General features: G+C 70.4%; 3 protein-coding genes. 2 read left to right on the top strand and 1 reads right to left on the bottom strand.

All coding sequences use genetic code 11. The annotated features are described in order from the left end of the window. The first annotated feature begins 206 nt into the window (after window positions 1-206). Window positions 207-788 (top strand): TetR/AcrR family transcriptional regulator, encoded by a 582-nt coding sequence (locus ACFVU9_RS00005; RefSeq protein ID WP_380447918.1) that lies wholly within the window; start codon window positions 207-209, stop codon window positions 786-788. Between the two features lie 7 nt (window positions 789-795). Here the strand turns inward: ACFVU9_RS00005 and ACFVU9_RS00010 are convergent, their stop codons facing one another. Further along, window positions 796-1,740, bottom strand: a complete 945-nt coding sequence (locus ACFVU9_RS00010) for a molybdopterin-dependent oxidoreductase (protein WP_387588406.1) — start codon at window positions 1,738-1,740, stop codon at window positions 796-798. Between the two features lie 289 nt (window positions 1,741-2,029). On the opposite strand from ACFVU9_RS00010, the gene ACFVU9_RS00015 reads away from it, so the two are divergent. After that, the gene (locus tag ACFVU9_RS00015; RefSeq protein WP_380500697.1) at window positions 2,030-3,640 is read left to right on the top strand and encodes an alpha/beta hydrolase; all 1,611 of its coding nucleotides are present in this window, start codon (window positions 2,030-2,032) and stop codon (window positions 3,638-3,640) included. The last annotated feature ends 70 nt before the right edge of the window (window positions 3,641-3,710 follow it).

Raw genomic sequence — 3,710 nt, forward strand, 5'->3', positions numbered from 1 at the left:
CTCTGTGGGGTGGGTGGTTAAGACCGTTGGCAGTCTGAAAATCACCCGTCACGCCCCTCTCCGCGGCCACCCCCTCCGCCACCCCCTCCCGCAGCGCACCCTCTCGCTGGGGAGGGATGAGGGGTGGGTGGGAGGTTGAGGTGAGTGGGTCGGGTGGGTGGGGTCGGGGGTGGGGGGTGGGTCTTTTTTGCAGGTAGAAATGAGGGATGGGGCAGAAGCAGGGTGAGACTCGTGATCGGCGTACGGTGCTCGCGGACGCGGCGATCGGTGTGCTGGCCGACGCCGGGGTTCGGGGGCTGACGCACCGGGCGGTGGATGCGGCGGCGGGGTTGCCCGTGGGGACGACCTCGGCTTACCTCCGCACGCGGCAGGCGTTGCTCACCGCTCTTGTTCGTCGCCTGGTGGAACTGGACCAGGGGGAGCTGCAGTTCCTGGGGGAGCAGGCTCCGCCGATCGGTTCGGTGGATGAACTGGTCGCCGGGATCGGGGAGTTGATCCGGCGACGGCTCACGGGGGAAGGGCGGCGCCGCTCGTTGGCGCGTTATGCGTGTGCCGTGGAGAGCGTCCGTGATCCCGAACTGCGCGAGATCCTCGTTCCCCGGGAGAACGCGGGGCGTGCCCGCGTGCGGGCCTTCCTCGTTGCGCAGGGGGTCGTCGCGCCTCTTGAGCGCACGACGACCCTCCTGGCTTGCATCGACGGGCTGGTCTTCGACCGGCTCGTGGGGGGTGGTGAGGTCGGGGAGGACGAGATTCGTGGCCTGGTCTCTGCCGCGCTGCGGGGAGACTAGGGGAGTCTCAGGAGGCCGTGATTTCTATCTCGTGGACCTCGTTGCGTGCCCCTGCGGGTGGCTGTACTCGGCCCGCGCTGTCGGTCGCCCGGCTGCGGATGCGGTGCGGCCCGGGGGTGAGGTGGTGGGTGAGGGCGAAGCGCTGCCAGGTGGGGTGGGTGCCGCGTGGTTCCAGGGTGGCTCGCTGCCATGGGCCGTCGTCTATTGCTACGTCGACGGTCGCCACGTCGGTGTAGCTCCAGGTGCGGCCTGCCAGTTCGGTTGTTCCGGCGGGTACGTGGCGGGGGGTCAGCAGTTTGCTGTTGACGTCGATCTCGCGGGCCGGGCGGGGTTCGGTCTCGCCGGGGTGGGTGCGGGTGTAGAGGCGCGTGGTGAACAGGTGGTCCGGGCGCTCCGCGGCGAGCACGATGCGGGTCAGCCACTTGACGGAGTTGGTGGTGAACATCCGGGGTGCCACCGCGCGGACCGGGAAGCCGTGTTGGGGCAGCAGCGGTTCGCCGTTCATCCGGTGGGCGAGGAGGACTTCGGCGCGTGCCTGCTCCAGGGGGAGGTCCTTGAGGTAGGCGATGTCGTGCTCGTCGGCGAAGCTGCCGGTGTCGGCGCCCTCCAGCCAGACGTGCCGGGCTTCGGGGCGCGGGCCCGCCAGGTCCAACACGGTTGACAGCGGGACTCCGGTCCAGTCCAGGTTCGCGACGGCGCGGGTCGGCACGTCGGGGTGGAGCGGGTTGCCCAGGCACTCGTGGACGGCGGTGAGGTGCGTCTGGGGGAGGGCCAGGAGGGTGGGGAGGTCCAGTTCGAGGGGGCGGTCGACCAGGCCCTCGATCGTCAAGCTCCAGGCGGAGGCCTCCAGTTCGGGGTGCTTGCCGAAGTGCGTGCGGACGAAGACGCGGTCGACCGGGGTGATGAAGCTGTCGGGGGTCGTCGGGTCGGCGGGGCGGGTGTGCTGGGTCACGTGTCACGACATCCTTGGTCAGGTGGTTCGGTGGCGCACGTTAACCGAACGGTGAGCTTGCGTCAGGTCATTTCGGCGGCGACGCCGGCCGGCGGCACGCGCAGTCGTGGCCGGCGGTCTCGCCGTCCACCACGAGGACGACCTCCCGCGGCCGGCCGACGGGTAAATCGACCGTCAAGTCCGGCTATTCACAGAATAATTCACAGCTGATTTGCGGTGCCACAAGGTCTTCACACGGAGATCACGGGCTGACAGGCTGGGGCCGCCCTTGCATCCCGGAGGAGGTTCCTTGTCCCGCATATCCACGCTGGCCGGAGCGGTCACCTGTGCTCTCGCCCTGGTCACCGGCAGCGCCGTGGCCGCGTCCGCCGCCCCGATCGACCTGGCGCCGACGGCAGAGGCGAAGGTCGATCCCGTCGCCTGGAAGCCGTGCAACCCCGATCCGAGCAAGCCGGACCCGGGCATCTACGACTGTGCCGTCTACCCGGTGCCGATGGACTACGACAACCCGGACGGCGAGAAGGTCGGCATCGCGATGATGCGCCGCCGGGCGAGCGACCCGGCGAAGCGGATCGGCTCGCTGTTCATGAACCCCGGCGGCCCGGGCGGCAGCGGCTACCTGTGGGCCACCACCACCCGTTTCGGGGCGGAGGTCCAGTCGCGCTTCGACCTGGTCGGCTTCGACCCGCGCGGTGTGGCCCGGAGCCAGGCGCTCAAGTGCTTCAAGACGCAGGAGGAGGCGGACGCCCTCCAGGCCCGGCTGATCGGCGTGCCGCTCACCAAGGCCGAGGTCAACCAGACCCTGGACGCCGACCAGGACTACACGGACGCCTGCAGCAAGAACGCCGGCCCGCTGATCGAGCACATGTCGACCATCAACGTGGTCCGTGACCTCGACCGGATGCGCCGCGCCGTCGGCGACTCCCAGCTCACCTTCGCCGGCTTCTCGTACGGCACCCTGATCGGCTCCACCTATGCCGCCATGTACCCGAACAAGGTCCGCGCGGTCATCGTCGACGGCAACGTCGACCCGGACCTGCGCCTGAGCGACGGCCTGGAGTACGACCGCCAGCGCGCCGGCGGCTTCGAGATCGCCCTGGACGAGTTCCTGAAGCGCTGCCAGACCGCGGGCGCCCCGCGCTGCGCGTTCGGCGAGGGCGACACCCGGGCGAAGTTCGACGGGCTGCGCGACCGCCTGCACGACGGCCCGGTCACGCTGGCCGACGGCAGCAAGGTCACCCTGAGCACCTTCACCGACCAGGTCGCCAACGCGCTGTACTCGCAGTCCCGGCTGGCCGGCCTGGCCAAGCAGCTCCAGGCGCTGTACCAGGCGGTCCAGAAGCCCGCCGCGGCCACGCTGCTGGCCCCGAAGGCCGCCGCCGACGACGACGCCAAGGGGCTCGCGGTGGCCGTGCCGCACGCGCTGCGCGAGGCGCCGGCGGACTCGGAGTACACCGGCGACGACTCGTACCTGGCCGTCAACTGCCAGGACAAGCCGTACCCGTCGAACGACCGGGCCTTCGCCAACGCGGCCCGCAAGTGGGAGAAGGAGTCGCCCACCTTCGGCCGCTTCCAGGCCTTCGACGCGCCGGCGTGCGCGAGCTGGCCGGCCCCGGCGGTCGACGCCGAGCGCTTCGCCGGCCCGTGGGACCGCAAGAGCGCGAACACCGTGATGGTGATCGGGAACCTCTACGACCCGGCCACCCAGTACAAGTTCGCGCAGCGGATGCAGCAGGAGCTGGGCAACGCCGTGCTGGTCAGCGTCGACTCGATCGAGCACTGCGCGGTCGGCCGCAGCAAGGCCCTGAACGAGCTGGTCACCCGCTACCTGGTGGACCAGAAGGTGCCGGCGGCCGGTCAGCTGCTGAAGCCGGACCTGGACCCGTTCCCGGCGGTGTGACGGCCTGAGCCGATTCGAGCGTGCGGCGGCGCGCGGGGGAGATGAGCCCGCCCCCCCAATAAAAGAGGGG

This window comes from Kitasatospora sp. NPDC057936 (assembly GCF_042887525.1).
In the GTDB taxonomy this organism is placed as follows: Bacteria; Actinomycetota; Actinomycetes; order Streptomycetales; family Streptomycetaceae; genus Kitasatospora.

What these genes read in the sequence shown, in the direction of transcription:
- ACFVU9_RS00005 (WP_380447918.1), top strand. Translation starts at nt 207, where the DNA reads ATGGGGCAGAAGCAGGGTGAGACTCGTGATCGGCGTACGGTGCTCGCG.